The 20,966-nt window shown below is 58.5% G+C and carries 20 protein-coding genes and 1 pseudogene; 2 read left to right on the top strand and 19 right to left on the bottom strand.

What is annotated here, in order from left to right; all coding sequences use genetic code 11:
* Positions 1 to 486: 486 nt before the first annotated feature.
* Positions 487 to 1,227, top strand: coding sequence for a class I SAM-dependent methyltransferase (locus DC522_RS23265; RefSeq protein WP_116530995.1), 741 nt, complete (start codon positions 487 to 489; stop codon positions 1,225 to 1,227).
* Between the two features lie 66 nt (positions 1,228 to 1,293).
* Here DC522_RS23265 and DC522_RS23260 read toward each other — a convergent pair whose 3' ends face one another.
* The 12 genes and pseudogenes from DC522_RS23260 to DC522_RS23205 form a co-directional block, all read right to left on the bottom strand.
* Positions 1,294 to 1,725: a recombinase family protein gene (locus DC522_RS23260; RefSeq protein ID WP_245444440.1), complete on the bottom strand. Its 432-nt coding sequence runs from the start codon at positions 1,723 to 1,725 to the stop codon at positions 1,294 to 1,296.
* Complete coding sequence (locus DC522_RS23255; protein WP_116530993.1) at positions 1,697 to 1,939, bottom strand: WGR domain-containing protein; 243 nt, start codon at positions 1,937 to 1,939, stop codon at positions 1,697 to 1,699. The genes DC522_RS23260 and DC522_RS23255 overlap by 29 nt, the downstream gene beginning before the upstream one ends.
* A complete protein-coding gene (locus DC522_RS23250) occupies positions 1,932 to 2,201 on the bottom strand; it encodes a helix-turn-helix domain-containing protein (protein WP_116530992.1) in 270 nt (89 codons plus the stop codon). The genes DC522_RS23255 and DC522_RS23250 overlap by 8 nt, the downstream gene beginning before the upstream one ends.
* A gap of 18 nt (positions 2,202 to 2,219) precedes the next feature.
* Entirely contained in the window at positions 2,220 to 2,516 is a 297-nt protein-coding gene (locus DC522_RS23245; protein WP_133239351.1) for a helix-turn-helix domain-containing protein, read from the bottom strand.
* A gap of 99 nt (positions 2,517 to 2,615) precedes the next feature.
* Positions 2,616 to 3,002 (bottom strand): annotated as a pseudogene (locus DC522_RS23240) (DUF763 domain-containing protein); the annotation flags it as partial.
* 58 nt (positions 3,003 to 3,060) lie between these two features.
* Positions 3,061 to 4,122, bottom strand: a complete 1,062-nt coding sequence (locus tag DC522_RS23235; RefSeq protein ID WP_116530990.1) for a patatin-like phospholipase family protein — start codon at positions 4,120 to 4,122, stop codon at positions 3,061 to 3,063.
* Positions 4,123 to 4,241: 119 nt separating this feature from the next.
* Positions 4,242 to 5,483 carry a Zn-dependent hydrolase gene (locus DC522_RS23230; RefSeq protein ID WP_116530989.1) on the bottom strand — a complete coding sequence of 414 codons (1,242 nt, stop codon included), beginning with the start codon at positions 5,481 to 5,483 and terminating at the stop codon, positions 4,242 to 4,244.
* A gap of 78 nt (positions 5,484 to 5,561) precedes the next feature.
* On the bottom strand, positions 5,562 to 7,001 hold the full coding sequence (hydA, locus tag DC522_RS23225; protein ID WP_116530988.1) for a dihydropyrimidinase: 1,440 nt from the start codon (positions 6,999 to 7,001) through the stop codon (positions 5,562 to 5,564).
* A 91-nt stretch (positions 7,002 to 7,092) separates the two neighbouring features.
* The gene (locus tag DC522_RS23220) at positions 7,093 to 8,085 is read right to left on the bottom strand and encodes an ABC transporter substrate-binding protein (protein WP_116530987.1); all 993 of its coding nucleotides are present in this window, start codon (positions 8,083 to 8,085) and stop codon (positions 7,093 to 7,095) included.
* 35 nt (positions 8,086 to 8,120) lie between these two features.
* Entirely contained in the window at positions 8,121 to 9,080 is a 960-nt protein-coding gene (locus tag DC522_RS23215) for an ABC transporter permease (protein WP_116530986.1), read from the bottom strand.
* Positions 9,077 to 10,003 (bottom strand): ABC transporter permease, encoded by a 927-nt coding sequence (locus DC522_RS23210; RefSeq protein WP_116530985.1) that lies wholly within the window; start codon positions 10,001 to 10,003, stop codon positions 9,077 to 9,079. The genes DC522_RS23215 and DC522_RS23210 overlap by 4 nt, the downstream gene beginning before the upstream one ends.
* Positions 9,993 to 10,790, bottom strand: a complete 798-nt coding sequence (locus tag DC522_RS23205) for an ABC transporter ATP-binding protein (RefSeq protein ID WP_205769730.1) — start codon at positions 10,788 to 10,790, stop codon at positions 9,993 to 9,995. Before DC522_RS23205 ends, DC522_RS23210 begins: the two co-directional genes overlap by 11 nt.
* Before the next feature lie 344 nt (positions 10,791 to 11,134).
* On the opposite strand from DC522_RS23205, the gene rutR reads away from it, so the two are divergent.
* The gene (rutR, locus tag DC522_RS23200) at positions 11,135 to 11,773 is read left to right on the top strand and encodes an HTH-type transcriptional regulator RutR (RefSeq protein WP_116530984.1); all 639 of its coding nucleotides are present in this window, start codon (positions 11,135 to 11,137) and stop codon (positions 11,771 to 11,773) included.
* Positions 11,774 to 11,849: 76 nt separating this feature from the next.
* Here rutR and preA read toward each other — a convergent pair whose 3' ends face one another.
* From preA to DC522_RS23165, 7 genes are all read right to left on the bottom strand, one after another.
* Positions 11,850 to 13,181, bottom strand: coding sequence for an NAD-dependent dihydropyrimidine dehydrogenase subunit PreA (gene preA / locus DC522_RS23195; protein WP_116530983.1), 1,332 nt, complete (start codon positions 13,179 to 13,181; stop codon positions 11,850 to 11,852).
* 12 nt (positions 13,182 to 13,193) lie between these two features.
* Positions 13,194 to 14,558, bottom strand: a complete 1,365-nt coding sequence (locus DC522_RS23190; protein ID WP_116530982.1) for an NAD(P)-dependent oxidoreductase — start codon at positions 14,556 to 14,558, stop codon at positions 13,194 to 13,196.
* A gap of 474 nt (positions 14,559 to 15,032) precedes the next feature.
* Positions 15,033 to 16,640: an NAD(P)/FAD-dependent oxidoreductase gene (locus tag DC522_RS23185; protein WP_116530981.1), complete on the bottom strand. Its 1,608-nt coding sequence runs from the start codon at positions 16,638 to 16,640 to the stop codon at positions 15,033 to 15,035.
* Between the two features lie 49 nt (positions 16,641 to 16,689).
* Entirely contained in the window at positions 16,690 to 17,475 is a 786-nt protein-coding gene (locus tag DC522_RS23180) for an amino acid ABC transporter ATP-binding protein (RefSeq protein ID WP_305777713.1), read from the bottom strand.
* A gap of 49 nt (positions 17,476 to 17,524) precedes the next feature.
* Positions 17,525 to 18,499, bottom strand: a complete 975-nt coding sequence (locus tag DC522_RS23175; RefSeq protein ID WP_116530980.1) for an amino acid ABC transporter permease — start codon at positions 18,497 to 18,499, stop codon at positions 17,525 to 17,527.
* 44 nt (positions 18,500 to 18,543) lie between these two features.
* On the bottom strand, positions 18,544 to 19,830 hold the full coding sequence (locus tag DC522_RS23170; RefSeq protein ID WP_116530979.1) for an FAD-binding oxidoreductase: 1,287 nt from the start codon (positions 19,828 to 19,830) through the stop codon (positions 18,544 to 18,546).
* A gap of 51 nt (positions 19,831 to 19,881) precedes the next feature.
* A complete protein-coding gene (locus DC522_RS23165) occupies positions 19,882 to 20,709 on the bottom strand; it encodes a transporter substrate-binding domain-containing protein (protein WP_116530978.1) in 828 nt (275 codons plus the stop codon).
* Between the last annotated feature and the right edge of the window lie 257 nt (positions 20,710 to 20,966).

Here is a 20,966-nt window from a genome sequence, read left to right as displayed (position 1 = left end):
ATCTGCAAGATCTGGACAGCCGAGCCAAAACGCTTCAGGCTCAATCCAATCCACCACATGCCGGGACTGAACACCTAAGGGCGAAGGACACCTGAGATAGGTCGGTCTTTCCTGGCAGGTCTGTACAGTCATCAACGGACGGCACACATAGGTCCGAACTTCTGGGATTAGCCAGGATGTCGCATGAAAGAGCCTGCCGGACGGCCCTAAGAGCCATGATTTTTGATCCTACTATTAAATATATTTGCTCATTTATTAGCTTAAATGCCTTAAATTTAGAATAAAATCTTTATAAATGCTTCCAATCCCATATCAATTCAAAAATATTTGCATGTTATTTCAACGAATGACTTAGCCTAATAACAAATGGCTAGCCCTATTGCTCATCTAGGCAGATGGCTAACCCTATTGCTCATCTAGTCAGATTTATCAGGTTTTAAATAGACTTCACCGCAGACAAGTTTATGACCAATATTTGGGACTCACATGTACAAACATGTTCCGAAGGCACTCAAAAATCACTTGCGGTGGCCCTATTATGTTGCGTCGGTTGTATCCGAGCTTCAGGGCCGCCACCCGCGTGAGTGTAGCTTATGCGGCTACACAGGATATTTTCGAGCTTTCGGCCACCCTCCACGCTATGACGCGCAATGCCCTAAGTGCCGTAGTCTTGAGCGGCATCGCCTCCTTAAACTTTGCCTGGACCGAAACTCAAAAATTCTGCGCGATAGCGTGGACGCTTTGCATTTTGCGCCCGAACCCATCGTCGAACACCTCCTTCGAGCGAGGGTTCCTCGATATAAAAGCGCTGACTACGAACCCGGATTAGCAGAGCTCACTCTCAATATTGAGGAATTGGACTTACATGATAATTCGTTTGATTTGATCATCTGTTGCCATGTTCTTGAGCATGTTGATGATAGGAAAGCCCTCCGCGAGATGTTCCGCGTATTGCGGCCGAACGGCATTGCTCTGCTGATGACGCCCGTGATCGAAGGGTGGTCGCAAACATACGAGAACCCGAACATCACCTCTACGACTGACCGCCTCTTGCATTTTGGACAAGAAGATCACGTCCGGTATTTCGGATCTGATATTCGGGATCGCATTACAGCAGCCGGTTTCGAGTTGGAGACGTTCGTTGCGATCGAGCCGGATGTCGCGCGCTACGGCTTGGGTCGCGGTGCAAAGGTATTCATCGCACAGCGACCAATTAACGAGGGGTAAGCTATAGATTGCCCCCCTTAGACTGCCAGAACCTCAATCGATATCCTTGAGGCTTGGCCTGCGATCTCAAGCCTCAATCATTCTGGCAATGGCGGCTGCCGCATAGGGCTTGCCAGTGTCCGTGACGAATTCAGCCTGGGCAAGTTCGCCTGCGATCTCCCGCAGGGTGCGCTTGCGGCCCTGGACCTTGTACCGCCGCAGCTTCTTGGCCAGAGCGACCATCTCCGGATTGATTTCGGCGTAGTTCTTGCGGCCCTCAACCTTCACGCCTGTAGCGCGCTTGCGATCCCGCGCCCCTTTCAACTTCGAGACCACCATGGCCTTCTCGAACTCGCTCACGGCCCCGAGAACCTGCCGGATGAGTTTGGCCGTGGGCGTATCATCGAGGAAGGCATCCGGCTTGTCGGCGGCGATCAGATCGATGCCGCGCTCCTTGAGTATCCCATAGCCGGTTTCCTGCACGATCAGATCACGGGCAAAGCGGTTTGCTGTCTCCACAATGATGGTCCGAACACCATTGGAGGCAATGCGCATAGATCTCGGACTTCTCCTGTCCCTTGGTGCCGATCCAGCCCCAGTTCCTCACAAGGCGGATGGTCCCGAAGAGGTCTCGCTCGATCATCAGCGAGTAGAAGCGCCGGATGCCCTGCTCTTGGTTGATCCGGTACAGCACAAGGTGGTGCTTGATCGGAGACTGGAGATCGTCAGGCATCCACCTGCCGTAGCTTCTCAGCGAGGTGAACAGGAAGCGAGTACTCCACTCCCCTGTAGATCCAATCGAGGCTCGCACCGGTCTTGGCAACGATCTTCATCGCTTCATCGAGCGAGATCCGGCGCTTGCCTGTCTCGTAGTTGTAAAGCGCTTGGTCTGAGAAGCCGACAAACTGGCAAAAGGCCCGCGCCTGATCATAGCCCAGCGCCTCGCGGAGCAGCCGAATCCTGCCCCCGATGATCTCTGGTCTATCGATAACCACTTCTCCCCCGACCCTTTATCAGTCGCGCTCCTTGTCAGCCACGACCACTTCCAGCAGGCGCTTGGCGAGCCCATGGGGAAGCATGGCGTCCTGCCCACGATAAATCCAATCGAGTGTGATGTGATACTTGTCGCACAGCTTCATGGCTGCATCGATCCCGATACGGGAGAACCCTGCTTCGATATTGTGCCACATAGTCCGCGCAACGCCGGTCTCGCGAGCGAAGTCGGCCACGGACAGCCCTGTAGTGAGGCGCAGCAGCTTCATCCGATGTGCAATGGCGGGCAGGGTGCGCATATCGAGGCGGATTGGCACGTTTCTCGTTGTTATCTGCCCTACCCTCATCCGCCCCGGCTCTGCCGAATGCCCTGTAACAGGCGGTCCAAGGCTGCTTCAAGTTGAGGGTTTGGCTCAAAGGCTAATGGAGGATGCCAGAGCCGATCCGTCAAAGCCCACGCGCTCGCCAATGGACACCAGCTCTTGCGGTGTCTGCCGCGAATGGCGCCCTCGCCCACCGCACACGTGGATACCGAGTTCTTTTGACAAAGGCGTCAGGCCGCGTTTCAGCGCACCGATGACGCTGGTGGTGATGCCCGACGAATGCCAGTCCATCCCCATAACAGCGCCGAACGACTGGAACCAGAATGGATGTGTCAAGCGGCGTAGCAATTCATCGCGCCCATAATGATGAACGATAGCCTCGCTCATTACGGCACCAAGACGCGTCATGCGGTCAGCAAGCCATTTCGGCACGTGCCCGCTGTGCAGCGGCAGGTCCGCACTTCCTGCTTTTCGTGCCATGAGAAAGGCCCTTCGCCGGCTCTTGTGATCTGTTGTGATATACCCACACTAGCTAAGACTAAGCATTGGTGAGATCAAGCGTGCTCTCGCGCCCCAGAGCCTGAAAGTTCGTTGCCAGCCAGTCGCGAGCCGCGGCGCGGCCCAGATTCTTCAGTTTCTTGAAGAAATCCCACCTTGCATTGAGGCGCGATGACGCAGCATAGATGTCGAGCTGCGCGCCACCATGAATCCGGTGCATCAGCACGCGCTTGTACTCGTCGGTCGAGAGTTTTCCCTCATCGATCAGTCGCCGGACGAATCCGATCGCCCTGAGCTCGTAGAGAAGATTAGCGTTGAAGGTGATTTCGGTCAGCCTGCTGCGGATCTCCTCAGCGGTCCGTGGTGTTGATCGGCGTTCAATAGGATTGATCTGAACGAGCAAGATGTCGTCTGACTCAGCCTCATAGAACAGCGGAAAGAGCGCCGGGTTACCGGTGTATCCCCCATCCCAATAAGGCTCGCCATCTAACTCGACAGCCTTGAAGATCGTCGGCAGACACGCAGATGCGAGAACGTGATCGACGGTCAGTTCCGAGGCCGAAAAGACTCTGATCTTTCCGGTCCAGACATTCGTTGCCGAGACAAAGAGCTTCGTCTCCTGACAAGCCCTGACCCGTTCGAAGTTGATCAACTCGTTCAGCGCATCCTTCAGTGGATTGATGTCCAGCGGATTCAAGTCGTAGGGACTTGCGACATGAGAGAACGCTCCGCTCCATATATTCGTCGACCCGTGAGTTCCGCTCCAGTAGCTCAGGAAGTGGTCGAAGAGAGAGCGCTGAATGGGCGAGAGCCCGCCGTCAAGGCTGACTCTCTTCCAGAACGTCCGCAGTTGCTGGCGAGCGCCATCTCGGCCGCCCTCCAGCCAACCTTCCACGAGGACGACCGCGTTCATCGCACCAGCACTCGCGCCTGTAATTGCCTCAATGGCCAGCCGGCCATCCTCAAGTAGGTAATCCAGGACGCCCCAGGTGAACGCCCCATGCGCGCCCCCGCCCTGCAACGCCAGGGAAACAGTCTTCTCGGCATTCGGACCAACGAGACCGAGCAGCTTGGTAGATTTGGTTGAGGCTCGCCCTGTCATCCCGGTCTCCGTTCATCGTTCCCGGTGCAGGATGTAGCACAAATGCCCCATATGTGCAGGAAGCCTGCGACATCGAGACGAGCAGAGGCCGGCATGTGACTGGCCTCGCATCCTTTAAGCTACTGACTGAAGCGCTGGTCGTATTCCAGAACGGCGTTCAGCAGAACCTGAGCACCGGCAGCGCATTCCTCGGGCGTTGTGCTTTCAGCCTCGTTGTGGCTCAAGCCTCCCTCGCAAGGCACGAAAATCATCGTCGTGGGAGCTACGCGCGCGATATAAGCCGCATCGTGCCCTGCGCCAGATACCATGTCACGAGACAAAAATCCTGCTTTCTCCGTGCCTTTGCGGACTGCGGAAATACATTCAGGATCGAAGCGGACTGCAGGAGAGTCCCAAACCTTCTTCACCGAAAACTCCAGGCCGATTTCCTTCGCGATGGCAGGAATAGCGCTCATGAGCTTGCCCTCCATGGCTTCGAGCACCGCATCGTCCGGATGCCGGAAATCGACCGTGAAGAAGACATGTCCGGGAATCACATTGCGTGAGTTGGGTTTCACCTCCACCAAGCCAACGGTGCCGACGGCGGAGGGTGAATGCTCCAGGGCAATCTGGTCCACGCGATCAATGATACGGGCGGCTCCCAACAGAGCGTTCGTGCGCAGGTTCATGGGGGTCGAGCCGGTATGGGCCTCACGTCCTGTGAGCTCAAGCTCGTACCAGCGCATGCCCTGAACGCCTGTCACGACGCCCACCATCTTTTTCTCGGCTTCGAGAATGGGCCCTTGCTCGATGTGAAGTTCAAACATGGCGCCGAACTTCACGGAACCGGGTGCCGCATCGCCCCGGTAACCAATGCTCTCGATGGCATCGCCGAACTTCACGCCCTGGCGGTCCTCTCGGCTGTCAGCGAACGCTCGGTCGAACACGCCGGCATAGACACCGGAGCCGAGCATCGCGGGTGCGAAGCGCGAGCCTTCCTCATTGGTCCAGTTCACGAGCATCAGGGGCGCATTGGTCTCATAGCCGAGGTCGTGCATCGTCCGCATGACCTCAAGGCCGCCGAGGACACCGAGAACGCCGTCGAACTTGCCGCCTGTCGGCTGCGTATCGAGATGGCTACCGATGGCAATGGGGGAAAGATCGCTCCGCTTGCCGGGTCGCGTGGCAAACATATTGCCGACCTGATCGACAGCGACCGTGCAGCCAAGCGCCTCGCATTGGCTGCGGAACCAGTCGCGCACCTGGCGGTCGAGATCGGTCAGCGTGAGGCGGCAGATGCCACCCTTCTCCGTGCCGCCGATCTTGGCTGTATCCATCAAGCTGTCCCAGAGACGCTGAGGGTTGATGGTAAGATTCTGCATGATGTGATCTCAAGATGAACGCAATGAGTCTTGCTACGGGAGCCCTCCTCCCGCATTCGGGAGGAGGCGAGCGCACAATCAGCGCGCGACGGCCTTCGGCGCAGTATTCGTTTTCCAGAGGCGCTGGGCTCGGGCAAAGGCCGGCAGCGGCGGACGCGCCACGAAGCGGCCCTGGCCGCGTTCGGCCCTGACCTGACCATCCTCCGCTGCAAGCCTGCCACGAAGATAGACCTTCGCCGGAAGGCCTGTGAGTTCGAAACCTTCGAACACGTTGTACTCGATACGGCTAACCTGGGTCTTGGCCGAAACGGTCTTGGTCGCCTTCGGATCCCAGATCACGATATCTGCATCCGCTCCGGGCATGATGACGCCCTTCTGCGGATACATGTTCAGAATGCGAGCCGAGTTCGCAGAGGTGACGGCGACGAACTCGTTCGGCGTGAGCCGTCCCGTATTGACACCTGCGTTCCAGAGCACGGGCATGCGGTCTTCGAGACCACCCGTGCCATTCGGGATATTGCGGAAGTCGCCCAAGCCCATGCGCTTCTGTTCCATCGTGAAGGAGCAATGGTCGGTGGCGACCACCTGGAGCGAACCGGCCTGCAAGCCCGCCCAGAGGCTGTCCTGGTGCACCTTTGGCCGGAAGGGAGGTGACATCACGCGTTGGGCCGCATGATCCCAGCTCTTGTTGAGATAGTCCGTCTCATCGAGCACGAGGTGCTGGATCAACGGCTCGCCGAAAACACGCTTGCCTTCGGCCCGTGCGCGGGCAATCGCATCGTGCGCCGGCTTGCAGGAGGTGTGCACGATATAGAGCGGGCAGCCTGCCATGTCCGCGATCATGATCGCGCGGTTTGCTGCCTCGCCCTCTACCTCGGGCGGACGGGAATAGGCATGAAACTCGGGGCCAGTCTTGCCTTGCGAAATGAACATGTTCTGCATCTGCGCAACGACATCGCCGTTTTCGGCATGGACGAGAGCCGTGGCACCCAATTCTGCGCAGCGTTTGAAAGAGCGGAAGAGGATATCGTCATCCACCATCAGCGCGCCCTTATAGGCCATGAAGTGCTTGAAGGTGTTGACGCCATAGGTGTTCACGATCTCACCCATCTCGCGTTCCACCTGATCCGACCAGGATGTGATGGCAAGATGGTAGGAGTAGTCACCTGCAGCCTTTTCGGACTTGTTTCGCCAGTCACGATAGGCATCAATCAAGGATTGGCCTGCGCCGGGAATGCAGAAATCGACGATAGTGGTGGTTCCTCCGGAGATCGCCGCCTTGGTGCCCCACTCGAAATCATCCGCAGACACGGTTCCCATGAACAGGAACTCCATATGCGTGTGGGGATCGATGCCTCCCGGCATCACGAAGGCGCCACCGGCGTCGACGATCTGTGCGCCTGCAGGTGCTTCGAGATTCTCGCCTACGGCGACGATCCGCTCACCGTCCACCAGCACGTCGGCACGACGGCTCATATCGGCATTCACGACGGTTCCGCCACGGATGAGAAGAGACATGGTCCTGTTCCCTGATCATTTTATGATTGGTGGATGGGGCAAGGCGTGACGCCTCGCCCCAACATTCACTGATATGTACGATGTAAGAGTCTCACATTTTGGCGTCGACGACAGCGTGCGACCAAGCGCCCTCGGGCTTCTTGGTGATCACGGGCGCATCGCCGCCGGAGGAGAGAAGAGTTGCAACCGTGCGGTCGAAATCCGCCGGGTCGAGCTTGCCTTTGGCGGAGGTGTCGAGCAGCTTGGCGATCTCGCCTGCCATCCGCTTCTGGTGCTTCTCGGTTTGCGCGCCGGAAGCATCGTTGTCGAGGACGATGGTGGCTGCCTCTTCCGGATTCTGGCGCATGTAGTCCCAGCCCTTCTGAGAGGCAGCCACGAACTTTGCCATCTTGGCGACGAAGGCAGGATCCTTCAGCTTGTCCTGCATCACGTAGAGGCCGTCCTCGAGTGTTGCGACGCCCTGATCCTCATACTTGAAGACCACGAGCTGCTCCGGCTTGAAGCCCGCATCGATGACCTGCCAATACTCGTTGTAGGTCATGGTCGAGATGCAGTCGGCTTGTTTCTGGATGAGGGGGTCGACGTTGAAGCCCTGCTTGAGAACCTTCACGCCGCCGGCCGATCCATCCGTCTTGAGACCGAGCTTCGCCATCCAGGCGAGGAAGGGATATTCGTTTCCGGAGAACCACACGCCAAGAGTACGTCCCTTCAGGTCCTGTGGTGTCTTGATGCCTGTCTCGGCGCGGCAGGTGAGCATCATTCCGGACTTCTTGAACGGTTGCGCGATGTTGACCAGCGGCACACCCTTTTCGCGGGCAGCGAGAGCCGATGGCATCCAGTCCACGATGACGTCCGCGCCACCGCCGGCGATAACCTGAGGCGGTGCGATGTCCGGGCCACCAGGCTTGATCGTCACGTCAAGGCCAGATTCCTTGTAGAACCCCTTGTCCTTGGCGACGTAATAGCCAGCGAACTGGGACTGCGTGACCCATTTGAGCTGGATCGTTACCTTGTCCGCCTGCGCGAAGGCGGCGCTGGTAAAGCCGAGTGCAAGTGCCCCCGCCAGTAGTGTGGTCCTGATCATTCTTCTCTCCTCTTAAACGCCGCCCACGGTTCCCCTTATGTGCGGTACGACGGATGCCAAAAGGTTGCGCCGCGCTCAATGAGAGCGACAAGCCCATAGAATGCCGAGCCCGCAATCGCTGCGAGCGCGATTTCTGCCCACACCATATCGAGAGACATGCGAGCGACTTCGATCGAGATGCGAAAGCCCATGCCGACGATGGGCGTGCCGAAAAACTCCGCGACGATGGCACCGATCAGCGCGAGCGTCGAGTTGATCTTGAGAGCGTTGAAGATGAAGGGCAGCGCCACCGGCAGCCGGAGCTTGATGAGACTCGTCCAGTAACCCGCTGCATAGGAGTGCATGAGGTCCCGTTCGAGCTTGCCGGCTGCAGCAAGACCTGTGACGGTGTTCACGAGCATCGGGAAGAACGTCATCACCACCACGACAGCCGCCTTGGACGGCCAGTCGAAGCCGAACCACATGACCATGATGGGCGCGATGCCGATGACCGGCAAAGCAGAGACGAAATTGCCGAGCGGCAGAAGCCCCTTGCGCAGGAAGGGAACGCGATCCGCGATGATGGCGACCAGGAAGCCTGAAAGACATCCCATCGCGTAGCCGGACAGAACCGACTTTACGAAGGTCTGGACAAAGTCGTCTCGCAGCAGCGGCAGTGAGGCAGAAAACTTTGCGGCGATGGCGGAGGGCGCAGGCATGAGGACTGACGGAACCCCTGCCCCTATCACGATCACCTCCCAAAGAAAGAACAGGAAAGCGCCGAAAAGAACCGGCACCGCGAGCCCGGTCGCACGGCGCGCAACCGGCTGTTTCAGTTTTAGATGTGACAGACCGCTGATGGCGAAGCCCGTAAGCAGCCACAGGGCCACGATGAAGGCCCAGAAGGCCAATCCAGCTTGTCCTGCGACATCCGGTCGATGCACCAGATAAAGAGCATAGAGGCAGCCGAGAATGGCCAAAGGGGTCAGGATTAGAGCGTGGCGGCTGGCACTCATGCTCGGTGCACTCCCATGCGGCGGTTCACGATCCGCTCCGCCAAGCTTACGATGGCAACCAATATCGAGGCCAAGATGGCTGCACCGAAGAGAGCGGCCCAAATTTGAATGGTCTGGCCGTAGTAGGATCCGGCGAGAAGACGCGCACCGAGTCCGGCCTGTGCACCGGTCGGCAACTCGCCGACGATGGCACCCACAAGGCTGATAGCGGCGGCCACCTTCAGGCCTGCAAAGAGATAGCTCAGCGAAGCTGGAAGACGCAGTTTCCAGAAGATCTGCGCCCCGGATGCAGAATAGGTGCGCATCAGATCGCGTTGGATGGGATCGGGCGAGTTCAAGCCCTTCACCATGCTGATCGTTATGGGAAAGAAGCACAGATAAGCGGAGATGATCGCCTTCGGCAAAAGACCCGTGATTCCGATGGAGCCCAGAACGACGATGATGATCGGTGCGATGGCAAGGATCGGGATTGTCTGGGACGAGATGATCCAGGGCATCAGGCTGCGCTCAAGGGTCTTCACATGGACGATGAGAACCGCCAGTACGATGCCGAGCAAGGCGCCGAGGCCGAATCCTAGGAGCGTTGAGGACAGCGTCACCCACGCATGGAACAGCAGATTGCGCCGCGATGTGATTGCGATGTCGAACACCGTCTTTTTCAGCTCGGCCACAACCTGATGCGGAGCAGGGAGAACAGGTCGCTCTTGATCCAGTGTCCCGAGAAGGATCTCGCCAGTGGTGTGCTGCTCGCCCGTGCGCGAGAAGGCGTCGGTCACACCCTGCCAGTTCATGAAGATGGCGGCCACGTACCAGAGCGCCAGGATTACCAACACGACCACGAGAACGGGACCGGTACTCCCTTCCCGGCGCGGCACCTTGCGGCGCGCTGGAGGCGCAGCGAAAATGAGAGCCTCAGTCGTCATAGGAATGCCCCGCTCTCAGACCCTCGCGGACCCTATGCGCAATCTTCAGGAATTCAGGAGTCTCGCGAATGTCGAGCGTCCGATCACGTCCTAGAAGGCTTGCATCGATGATATCGATGATGCGTCCCGGACGCGGCGACATGACCACGATCTTAGAGGAGAGGAAAACCGCTTCCGGAATGGAGTGGGTGACGAACAGTACCGTCTTGCCGGTTTTATCCCAGAGCTTGAGCAGCTGCTCGTTCAGATGATCGCGCACGATCTCATCCAGCGCACCGAACGGCTCATCCATGAGCAGGAGCTTTGGGTCAAAGGAAAGAGCTCGAGCAATGGACGCACGCTGCTGCATCCCGCCGGAGAGCTGCCAGGGAAACTTGTTCTCGAACCCTTTCAGGTTCACAAGCTCAAGCTGCTTCGATGCCTTCTCACGCCTCTCGGCTTTGGAGACGCCGAAGATTTCAAGCGGCAGTTCGATGTTCTTCTGAATGGTGCGCCAGGGATACAGTGCAGGAGCCTGGAAGACGAAACCATAATCACGGCGCAACCGCGCCTCTTCCGGGCTCACGCCATTGACGTGAATATCACCGCCTGTCGGCTGCTCGAGATCTGCGATCACCCGCAGCAATGTCGTCTTTCCGCAACCGGAGGGGCCGATGAACGAGACGAACTCCCCTTCTGCGATCTGCAGATCCACGTTGGAAAGAGCATAGACAGGGCTGTCCGCTGCCTCATAGGTCAGTGACAACCCCTTGATCTCGACGACAGGCGGCAATGCGGGTTCTTTCATGGCGCCCTGTGCAGCAAGCGTAGCCGGCATCTCGTTGTCACCGATCCATTCATTCGTTACGCGCTTCAGCACTGTCCCACTCTCCAGAGGCTCTGGTCTTGTTTAAGCAAGAATCGTGCCGTTCTCATTCTGCCGGAAATTCCGCGACCCTCATTCGAGGGGATTGCCCTGTTCATAAGCACTGCGCCGCCGCTTTGAGCATCTCGTGAACGACGCCCCCTGACTCTTTCCAGTCGCATCTCACGAGTGATATTGCGCGAGGACACATCCGCAACGTAATGTCCACTCCAGGAAGAACGAGAAGGTTTCGATCGGTGGCTGACGAGATAGGCCAGGACCCGCAAATGTCCTCGCGCAAGACCAGAGCGGGAGAAGCGAATGTTCAACGCATTCTTGACTCGGCTCTGACTGTTTTCGCCGCCTACGGCTTGAGGGGCGCGCGTATCGACCAGATTTCCGAAGCCGCCGGCCTGTCGAAGCCGAATCTTCTCTATTACTTCCGCACCAAGGAAGAGCTTTACACCGCAGTTCTCGCACGAACACTCGATATGTGGCTTGAGCCTCTGCGCGAGCTTGATGGAACGAGCGACCCGCGAGTCGCGCTGAGTGCCTACATTGGCCGCAAACTCGAATACTCCCGCACGCACCCTTCGGCCTCGCGCCTGTTCGCTTTGGAAGTGCTGCAAGGCGCGGCACATTTGAAGGCGGCCCTCACTGGCACCTTGCTTGAAATCGTGGAGGCGAAGTCCCGCATTATTGAAAACTGGATTTCCGAGGGAAAGATGCGCCCCATCGACCCTAAGCACTTCATCTTCGCTATCTGGGCAACCACGCAGCACTATGCCGACTTCAGCGCCCAGATCGAGGCGCTCACGGGCAAGACCATTGCCGACGATGATTTCTACAAGACTACCCACAAGACGCTCACGAGCATTCTCCTCGACGGCGTTCTGCCATGTGGATCTGAAGGATTGGAGGATTGAAGCAGTCATAGCGACGATCCAAGGATATCGATACGCAAATGGAAACGGCGCCAGTCACCCGGCGCCGTCATACTGTTCACTCTGCAGGCTCAAGCGGCTCGAGGGGTTTCTTCGCGACTTGAGGATTGTTCGGGTGTTGGGTCCAGTTGAGGTATGAGCCATCCACGAGGCGCCCTGTGCGACGATCCACTTCGTCCACGAGCGGCACCATCGTGATGCATTTCTCGATTGGACAGATGCTGGCGCAGAGATTGCAGCCGACGCATTCCTCATCGATCACCTCGAAGTGTCGCACGCCATCTTTCAGATGCGTGATCGCCTGATGCGAAGTGTCCTCGCAAGCCACATGGCAGCGGCCGCATTTGATGCAAAGATCTTGATCAATATGCGCCTTCACAGCGTAGTTGAGGTTAAGGTACTGCCAGTCCGTCACGTTCGGGACGGCTGCGCCGACAAAGTCGGGAACCTTGGAGTAGCCGCGCTCGTCCATGAATGCCTCAAGGCCCGTGATCATCTCCTGAACGATCTTGAAGCCATAGACCATGGCTGCGGTGCAGACCTGAACCGTGCCGGCGCCTAAGGCCATGAACTCTGCTGCATCGCGCCAAGTTTCGATACCGCCGATGCCTGAGATCGGCAGGCCATGGGTTGCGGGCGAGCGGGCGATTTCCGCTACCATGTTGAGCGCGATCGGCTTCACCGCAGGGCCGCACATGCCGCCGTGGGTTGCCTTACCGTCCGTATGCGGCCGCGGAATCATGAGGTCGAGATCGACACCGACGATGGAATTGATCGTGTTGATGAGCGACACCGCGTCGGCACCGCCGCGTTTAGCGGCCTCTGCAGGCTTGCGGACATCCGTGATGTTGGGCGTGAGCTTCACGATGACCGGCATGCGCGAATGCGTCTTGCACCAGCGCGTGACCATCTCTACATATTCCGGCACCTGGCCGACAGCCGCGCCCATGCCGCGTTCGGACATGCCATGGGGACAGCCGAAATTGAGCTCGATGCCATCGGCTCCCGTCGCTTCGACGCGGGGAAGAATGCGTTTCCAGGCTTCTTCCTCGCAAGGGACCATGAGCGAGACGACGATGGCCCGATCAGGCCAGCGGCGTTTCATCTCGGTGATTTCCTGCAGGTTCACCTCGAGCGAGCGATCTGTAATGAGCTCGATATTGTTGAAGGCGGACACACGCCGGTCGGGCCCGTGCACGACGCCGTAGCGTGGACCTGAGACATTGACGACCGGGGGGCCCTCCTCACCAAGGGTCTTCCAGACCACGCCGCCCCAGCCGGCGCGGAAGGCGCGCTCGACATTGTATGCTTTGTCAGTGGGCGGTGCTGAGGCAAGCCAGAAGGGGTTGGGCGATTTGATGCCGCAGAAATTGACGCTGAGATCGGCCATGACTCTCTCCCCTTATTCCGCTGCCATCGGCACGAAGCCTTGAAGGGTGCGATCGATCGACAGGGCTGCCTGCTTGCCATCCTCGACAGCCACCACCGTGAGATCGCGCCCCCCAACCACGCAGTCGCCGCCAGCCCAGACATCCGGCAACGACGTGCGGCGATCAGCATCAACCACAATGCGTCCACCATCGAGATCGAGCACATCGCTCGAACCTTCGAGAACCTGCGGCACGAAGAGCTGGCCGATGGCTTTGAAGAGCTGATCCGCCGGCAGTTCGAAAATCTCGCCCGTATCGACAAGGCGCCCATCGCGCTCCACCGTTGCCGCGAAGGTAACGGACCGGAGCACACCGTCCTCGCCATGTACAGCGACAGGTCGCGCCCAGTGACGCACCACGACGCCTTCAGTGAGCGCCAATTCCTGCTCGTAGCGGCTGGCACCCATCTGCTCTGCACCACGACGGTAAACGATGGTCACTTCCTCGGCCCCGAGTTTCTTCGCTTGCACCGCAGCATCGACAGCTGTCATGCCGCCACCGACGACCACGACGCGCCGACCAATCGGCAGCTTGGAGAGATCAGTCGACTGGCGGAGAGCCTCAATGAAAGCCACCGCATCCTCGACGCCGCGCAGCCCGCCATCGTCAATCCCGAGTGAGTTCACCGCCTGAAGGCCGAGGCCGAGGAAGACGGCATCGAAGTCGCGCCGCAGCTCGGTCAGGGTGTAGTCGCGCCCGAGCATTTGATCGCACCGCAGCTCGATACCTCCGACGCTCAGAATCCAATCGACTTCGGCTTGCGCGAAATTGTTGGTCGATTTGTAAGAGGCGATCCCATGCTCGTTGAGACCGCCCGCCTTCTGCCGCTTGTCGAATACCACCACGTCGTAACCAAGCGTGGCGAGCTTATGCGCGCAGGAAAGGCCTGCAGGGCCTGCTCCTACTACTGCGATCCGCCTACCGTTCGGCACACCGTGCTTGTAGAGCTGGCGCCCCGAGGCCATGACCACGTCGGTGGCGTGACGTTGGAGCTGTCCGATGATCACGGGTTTTCCTTCCGCCTCGTTGCGCACGCAGGCCTGCTCGCAGAGCGTTTCCGTAGGGCATACGCGGGCGCACATGCCGCCAAAGATGTTTGAGTCGAGAATGGTCTTGCCGGCGCCTGTCGCATTGCCGGTGGCGATCTGTCGAATGAAGAGCGGAACATCGATGCTCGTCGGACAAGCCGCGACGCAGGGAGCGTCGTAGCAGAACAGGCAGCGCTCTGCCGCCACTCGCGCCTCATGAGCATCGAGAGGAGCATGGAGATCAGAAAACGCGTTACAGTAATCGCCCGAGGGCAGCCGCCCGGCTCGAATATCGGGTGCTGAAGACATAGGTCCTCCTGCGCGCTCGAGGCGCGTTTTACAGGCTGTCGATCCGTTCACCTCGGCCCGCCTCTTTTGGACAGGCTCTTGTTTGACCATCCGATCAAAACTTTTGAATACTGTCAAACACTGTTTAGAATGATTTTTATTGGCACGACCTTCCAAGTGTTCGCCGAGCATCTGCGAAAGGTTCGACCAAACAACGCGAAAAGCACAAGGATTCGGCAGTTGGATACAATCCTCGGCTGAGCGTGCCCGTAGACGGGCGATGTGTGCCTAAAATAGGTTCACGCGGAGCTTGCGCCTCTTCGGTGAAAGAATGCGTGAGGTTCAAGTTCAATGAGAGCTCCGGCACGGCACGAAGCTCCCGACGATCCAGGCGTATTCGGTCTCAGGGCGCATAATAGAGTAGAATCGGCACTATGATGCCGGCTCTGAGATGATCGATCCTGCTTGTCTATCTGAGGGCAGCCGCGAGGCGCGTCAGCTCAACCGCCGCATGTCGGCCATGACAGCGCGCGCTGCGTTATGGCCGGGCGCGCCCGTGACGCCACCACCCGGATGCGTACCTGCGCCACACATATAAAGACCTGTGATCGGGGCGCGGTAATCCGCGTGACCCAACATTGGTCGAGCACTGAAGATCTGGTCGAGGGTCAGAGCGCCATGGAAGATATCGCCGCCGATCAGGCCGAAGGTCCGCTCGAGATCGAGCGGGCTCGTGATCTGCCGTCCTACGACACTCTCCTTGAAGCCGGGAGCATAACGGTCGACAGTGGCTACCATCAGATCAGCCACCTCCTCGCGGTGATCGTCCCAGGAGCGGCCATCCGAGAAGGTCGGTTGGACATGTTGGCAGAACAGGCTTGCCACATGCGCGCCCTTGGGTGCGAGGCTGTCATCGAGGGTCGAGGGGATCAGCATCTCCACCACCGGCTCGCGGCTCCATCCGAAATGCTTCGCGTCGTCATAGGCATGGTCCATATAGGCGAGCGACGGTGCGATGATGATGCCAGCGGTATGGTGATCGGCCACCTCTCGTCCAGGAAGAGCCGTGAAGCTCGGCAAGGATGAGAGCGCCACATTCATGCGGAATGTGCCCGAACCCGACTTCCAGCGCCGCATACGGTTCAGGAAGTCCGCCGGCAGGGCATCTTCCGGGACCAGCTTATCGAAGAGCAGTTTGGGGTGGACGTTGCCAGCCACGGCGCGCGAACGGATCGTACGCCCGTCCTTCAGGACGACACCAGCCGCCCTGCCCTTCTCGACGATGACCTCGCGAACCGGGGCGTTGGTCTCGATCTCGACGCCGCGCTCGCGGGCGGCCTTCGCCATGGCCTGCGTGATAGCGCCCATTCCGCCGATGGCGTGGCCCCAGGCGCCCTTCTTGCCATTCACCTCGCCGAAGACGTGGTGAAGCAGCACATAGGCCGTATTCGGCGTATAGGGACTCGCAAAATTGCCGACAATGGCATCAAAGCCGAAGGCCGCCTTCACGCAATCCGTCTCGAACCAGCCGTCGAGATAATCGCCCGCTGATTTGGCAAAGAGATCAAGGAGCGCTCGCCGATTTGCCATGGAGAGCCCGCGCAAGCGATTACCCGTCATCAGAGCGCGCCAGCCCTCTGACAGAGCCGCACGCCAGCCGCCGGCTACGAGGTTCGGAGGCTGCTGAAGCACGAGATCGCGGAGCACGTCAGCAATTGCGTCAATTTCGCTGGAATAGGCATCGTAGCGCTCGGCATCCTTGGCACTGAACCGCGCGATCTCGGCACGGGTGACGCCCTCGCCGATCTTCAGATACTGGTCATTAGGAAGCGGCAGGAAGTTGGACAGGCGGCGTTCGACAACTTTCAGCCCATGACGTGGCAAGTCCAGATCGCGAATGATCTTGGGGTTGAGCAGGCTTACCGTGTAGGAGGCCACGGAATTGCGAAAGCCGGGATAAAATTCCTCAGTGACGGCCGCGCCCCCCACGACGGAACGCTGCTCGAAAACCTTCACCTTGTATCCGGCCGACGCGAGATAAAAGGCGCAGACGAGACCGTTGTGCCCTGCCCCGATGATGACAATATCGCAATCGCTTGCCACGCTTCGCTATCCCTAGTCCGGTGATTTATCTGTAATTATTGAGCCTAGATCAGTGAAGGATCTGGCTCAAGAAGGTACGAGCGCGCAGCTCCTTGGGATTCGAGAAGAACTCGGACGGTGTGCCTTGCTCGACAATCTCGCCGCGATCCATGAAAACGACCCGATCGGCCACTTGTCGGGCAAAGCCCATCTCGTGTGTGACGACGGCCATGGTCATGCCCTCACCGGCGAGCTGCGTCATGGTGTCGAGCACCTCCTTGACCATTTCGGGATCGAGCGCAGAGGTCGGTTCGTCGAACAGCAGGATGTCGGGCTGCATCGACAGGGCCCGTGCAATGGCTACACGTTGCTGCTGTCCGCCGGAGAGTTGCGAGGCATATTTATGAGCCTGGTCCGGGATGCGTACCTTGCCAAGATAATGCAGCGCCCTGTCTTCTGCCTCCTTCTGCGAGACGCCGCGCACGAGCCGCAACGCGAGCGTGCAGTTTTCCAGCACCGTCAGGTGAGGAAACAGATTGAACTGCTGGAAGACCATGCCGACCCTTTTCCGCACTGCCTCCACGGCTTCGGGCTTTCGGGTTAACGCGATGCCATCGACAATGATCTGTCCCTCCTGAAAACTCTCAAGCGCATTGATAGTGCGGATGAGCGTCGACTTCCCCGAACCCGAAGGGCCACAGATGACGAGCTTCTCACCGCGGGTAATGGTGAGGCTGACGTTCTTCAGGGCTTGAAAGGTGCCGTACCATTTCGACAGGTTCTTGATCTGGACGGCAGGGATTGCTCCCATGGATTCAGGCGCCGTTTCCACGAGAGAGAGCTTTTTCTTCTGCATCACGAATGAATCTCCTCTCAGACATGCCTGGTTCCGGTCGTGACAATCGTCATCGCACTTGGGCCCTGTTGAAGCGCCGCTCGATGCGCGTCTGGATGAGTTCCAGAATGATAGACAGGATCCAATAGATCAGCGAGGCGGTGATCATCATTTCCACATGACGGAACTCGGTCTGTCCCTGGGTGCGGGCAAGATACATGAGCTCCCACACGCCAACCACAGACACCAGCGAGCTGTCCTTCAGCATGGCGATGAACTGGTTTCCTGTCGGCGGAATGATGATGCGCATGGCCTGGGGAAGGATGATGCGGGTCAACGTGTCTCTCGGCTTCAACCCAAGAGCGCGGGAGGCCTCCCACTGGCCCTTCGGAATGCTCTCGATGCCAGCGCGGAAGATCTCGGTCATGTAGGCACCGTAGCAGAGCGACAGGGCCAGGATACCTGCGGGAACCGCGTTGATGACGTATCCAAGCTGCGGCAGACCAAGATAGATCATGTAGATCTGCATGAGCAGCGGCAGGCCGCGGAACAGAGAGGTATAGAAATTCGCTATTCCTAAGGCGATTCCGTTGGAGGACAGCTTGGCGATAGCGCCAATCATCGCCAGGACGGATGCGACGACAATCGAGATGGCCGACACATACAGGGTCGTCACCAAGCCCTGCGTGAGCAGGAAACCGATCTTGCGGCGGATGAACTCGAAACTGAGATCGAACGAATAGAAAAACAGCAGGACGAGAAGTGCCAGTTCCACCCATACGGCATACATCTGATGTCTGATGCTGAGCCGCATCACCACGGCCACGTTCAATGCAACGACAGCCGTGATGACCAGGGCGACAATGACGTTTGCCGCAAACGGTGAACCCTCCGCCAAGCCAAAAAGTCCCGCAAGCGCTTTGCCGAGTGATGTGGCTCCAGCCTGCGTGTAGAGAAGAACGCTGAAGAGAAGCCCAAGACCCGGAATGTAGATGGACGGTCGGGACAGCAGCCTCGGGTAATCGACGTTATCGGCGTAATGCATCAGGCCAATCCTCTCTCAAACCCATTTCAATGGCAGCATCAATTTTAGGCCGACTTCCGCTCTCGAAAGAGATCCGCCGCCTGATAGGCCCAGTATGTCAGCTGAGCGGCTACGCGGCCGGCAATCCAGCCATTCCAGGCAAGACCGAAGGGAGCAAACAATTTGTACCGATCCGTCTCACCGAGGATCGCTTCTGCAATCACGCGCCCGCCGATGGCGGTGGTGTTCATTCCGTGTCCGCCAAAGGCCGTGCAGTACCAGACACCAGGCTGCAACCGTCCAATCTGAGGCATCATGTGGCGCGCATAGGACATCAGGCCCGACCAGACGATCTCGACATCGAGATCCCTCAGCTGCGGGTAGGTCGAGACCATCGTCTTGTGCAGCAGATGGCCGAGAAGGCGCGGCTCCGTCGTACGTGTCGTGATCTTGCCACCCCAGAGGACACGTTCGCCGCCATCGACGACGCGATAATAGTCACCTGCACGCCGGTCATCGCCGATAGCCGCATCGGTTAGAATCGCGCTCGCAATCAGCCCCCGGTTAGGCTTGGTCAGCATCACATAGGTCGCGATGGGCAGATAGCTATGCTTGAGCTGTGGAATGAGATTTCCCGTGTAGCCGCCTGATGCAATCACCAAATCATTCGCGTCAACCGAGCCATGTGCCGTTTTGGCGATCTTGGTCGCACCATTCAGGGCAACCGCAACGGCAGCCGATCCTTCGTAAATCTTACCTCCTAACCGCTCGATTTCCGCAGCAATTGCCTGGGCATAGGTGAGAGGATTAAAATGGAAGGCATTAGGATCAAACAGAGCCTGGTAGTAGCGCGGCGAGACGAGCAGCTGCTTCAATTCATTCCGGCTCTTGAATTCGATCTTGTAATCGAATTCCTTTTCCAGCCAATCGCGATGTGCCTTGAGATCATCCGTCGCCTCGTAGCGTACAGCGCCCAGGATGCCATGGGTCGGCTTTGCATCTTGAATGGCGAAGGCGTGGACGTTCTTCAGAACATCCTCCATGCCTTCGATGGAAAGGCGGTGCAGCTCCTTGGCATGATCCGCGCCGACCATCCGTTGGATGTTCTTGTAGCGGGCCGCCCAACCGGGGCTCACGAAACCGCCATTGCGCCCCGAGGCGCCCCAGGCGACGCGGTTGGCTTCCAGCAAACAGACCTTCCGGCCTTTCCGCACCAGTTCGAGAGCGACTGTCAGGCCGGCCAGCCCCCCACCCACAACACAGACATCAGCCTTCACGCGCCCTTCGAGCGCCGGTCTCTGGACAGCATCCGGACCCAGTGCCCGGCGGTAATAGGTTTCGATGTAGGACATGATCGGTTGTGTCGTGTTGCGGGTGGGAGATTTAATCAGGTTGAGGCAAGTTTACTTGCTGTAATCTGCGCCGTACCACTTCGTGGTCAGCTTGCTCAGAGTGCCGTCATCCTTCATGCTCTGGATGATGCTGCCGAGCTTGGCGGTCCATTCCGGATCACCCTTGTCCGTCACCACTACGAGTGGCTCCTTGAAGGCAGCGTCGCCGGGCAGGATCTTCACTGGATACCTGTTTTTGATGGCGTTCTGGGCGGTCTGCTCCGGTGCGATCACCGCATGGATGCGCGTGCCGTCGCCTAAACGCAGATCGTCGAATGGCAGCATCGAGTCGGCATAGGTCTTCACCTCACCGGGTGTCAGCGTATACTGGATCGGCGGAATGCCGGGGGCATCGATTTCGAGACGGCGATTGATGTAATCCTCGGAGGTCGTTCCGGTCTCGACACCGATCTTCTTGCCATTCAGATCGCTGCGCGAGGCGGCCTTGCTGTCTTTGTGCACCACGAACACATAAGGGCTGTAGTAGTAGATGCCTGCGAAGTCGATCACCTGGGCGCGCGCCTTGGTGGGCGTCACGGAGCCAACGGCCACATCGAATCGGCCATGCCAGCGACCGCCGGTCATCACGTTCCATTCCGGCGTCTCGAAGCTTACCTTTACGCCGAGGCGCTTGGCGATTTCATTGGCGACGTCCACGTCAAAACCAACGAGCTTGTTACTGTCATCAAGGTAGCTCTGCGGAGGCCACCCGCTGTTGGTCGCCACCTTCATCTCACCGGCCTTCATAACCCGGTCCATGGTCGGGCCAGCCTGAGCCGCTGTATTCATGGCCGAGACGAATCCCAGGGCCACCATTGTGCCAAGAAAGAGCTTACGCATCCTTCATCTTTCCTCTTGTGGTTGGATAACAAGGCGATAGGTTTTTCCTATTTCTTGGAGCCGTAGCTCACGCCCAGTGCGACTGAGCGTCAAAACAAGCTTCCGCCCCATCAGGCGATGGAAGCTCTGAAAATCTTTTGAGAGAAGGACCGGTTCGAAACAAAGACACCGGACGGCTCGCCCTACGCTAACCACACTTGGAGCCGCGCAGCCGGGCAACACTCGTCTCAGTGACCGAAGGGCTGCGCATGGACTGA

It is taken from the genome of Microvirga sp. KLBC 81 (assembly GCF_003075415.1).
GTDB lineage: Bacteria > Pseudomonadota > Alphaproteobacteria > Rhizobiales > Beijerinckiaceae > Microvirga.
This window is presented reverse-complemented; position numbering and strand designations above follow the sequence as displayed.